Origin of the sequence: Siculibacillus lacustris (assembly GCF_004328075.1) — a bacterium.
Lineage (GTDB): Bacteria > Pseudomonadota > Alphaproteobacteria > Rhizobiales > Ancalomicrobiaceae > Siculibacillus > Siculibacillus lacustris.
Genome location: NZ_SJFN01000078.1, coordinates 1 through 1,899 on the forward strand (window position 1 = coordinate 1; position 1,899 = coordinate 1,899).

Annotated in this window: 2 protein-coding genes; both read right to left on the bottom strand. The window is 63.2% G+C overall.

What is annotated here, in order from left to right; translation table 11 throughout:
- Positions 1-71: 71 nt before the first annotated feature.
- Positions 72-866: an IS21-like element helper ATPase IstB gene (gene istB, locus EYW49_RS22730; RefSeq protein ID WP_131312015.1), complete on the bottom strand. Its 795-nt coding sequence runs from the start codon at positions 864-866 to the stop codon at positions 72-74.
- A partial coding sequence (gene istA / locus EYW49_RS22735; protein ID WP_131312017.1) for an IS21 family transposase occupies positions 856-1,899 on the bottom strand: 1,044 nt, incomplete at its 5' end. The genes istB and istA, both read right to left, overlap by 11 nt.

Below are 1,899 nucleotides of genomic sequence, written 5' to 3' on the forward strand. Positions count from 1 at the left end.
TGTTGATTTCCGCGGAGAACTGACCCAGGCTTTCCACTGAGAACTGACCCGCCTTGATGATGGTCGGTTGGTCAGTTGGCGGTCAAGTTCCTCGTCTTCTCCCTGGTTGGTTTGGCCGTTTTCGCCGAACTGTTCTTGAAGCGGAAGCTGTCGTTCCCTGTCTCCAGGATGTGGCAGTGGTGGGTGAGCCGGTCGAGCAACGCGGTCGTCATCTTGGCATCGCCGAAGACGGTCGCCCATTCACTGAAGCTGAGATTGGTGGTGATGACGACGCTGGTGCGCTCGTAGAGCTTGCTGAGCAGGTGGAAGAGCAGAGCACCGCCCGAAGCACTGAACGGCAGGTAGCCGAGTTCGTCGAGGATGACGAGATCGGAATGGCCGAGGCGGTCGGCGATCTGTCCAGACCTTCCCTGGACCTTTTCCTGTTCGAGGACGTTGACGAGTTCGACGGTGGAGAAGAAGCGGACCCGCTTGTGGTGGTGCTCGATGGCCTGGACGCCGAGCGCCGTGGCGATGTGGGTCTTGCCGGTGCCCGGACCGCCGATCAGGACGACGTTGTGGGCGTCCACCAGGAACTCACAACGATGGAGCTGACGGACGAGAGCTTCGTTGATCTCGCTGTTGGCGAAGTCGAATCCGCTGAGGTCACGGTAGGTGGGGAACCGGGCCGCCTTGAGCTGATAGGCCGTAGACCGGACTTCGCGCTCGGCGGTCTCGGCCTTCAAGAGTTGCGACAGGATCGGTACGGCCGCATCGAAGGCCGGGGAGCCCTGTTCGGTGAGTTCCCCGACGGCTTGGGCCATGCCGTACATCTTGAGGCTGCGCAGCATGATGACGATGGCGCCGGCGGCGGGATCATGACGCATGGCGAGCCCCCCCGATCCGGCGCAGCGCGTCATAGCGCTCGACGTTGGCACACGGCTCAGTGGTCAGCACGAGAGCCTGGGGTGCTTCGATGGTCGGTGGCGTGACCGGCCTGCCATCGATCAGGCGATGCAGTAGGTTGAGGATATGCGTCTTGGTCGGYACGCCGGCCTTGCACGCCATGTCGACGGCGGTGAGCACGATCTTCTCGTCGTGCTGGATGACCAAGGCCAGGATATCGACCATCTCCCTGTCACCGCCCGGCGTCTTGAGCAGATGCTGCTGCAGGGATTTGAAGGCTGCCGGCATCTCGGCGAAGGGAGCGCCGTTGCGCAGGGCACCGGGCTTGCGCTGGACGACCGCCAGATAGTGCCGCCAGTCATAGACCGTCTCGCTCTGACGATCATGGGAACGGGCGAAGACGCGGGCGTGCTCGCAGATGGTCTGTCCCTCGGCGACGGCGACGATGCGGTCGGGATAGACACGCAGACTGACCGGGCGATTGGCGAAGGACGCCGGCACACTGTAGCGATTGCGCTCCAGATGGACGAGGCAGGTCGGCGTGACGCGCTTGGTGTATTCGACGAAGCCGTCGAATGGTCGAGGTGCCGGCATCAAATACGGGACCTCCTCGGCGAAGGCGTCGGCGATCGTACCGAGGCGCGTGCCGTGCGCCGTCAGGGTCCACAGCTCTCGGCATCGGCTCTCCAGCCAGTCGTTCAGAGCTTCCAGGGAGGGGAAGTTCGGCATGGGCTGCCAGAGCCGGCGACGGGAATCCTGCACATTCTTCTCGATCTGCCCCTTCTCCCAACCCGAGGCGGGATTGCAGAACGTGGCCTCGAACAGGAAGTGGCTGACCATGGCCGTGAAGCGAACGTTGACCTGGCGCTGCTTTCCACGGCCGACCTTGTCGACGGCGGTCTTCATGTTGTCGTAGATGCCGCGCTGCGGCACGCCGCCGAAGACGCGGAAGGCGTGATTATGGGCGTCGAACAACATCTCGTGGGTTTGCTGGAGATAGGCCCGCAGGGTGAA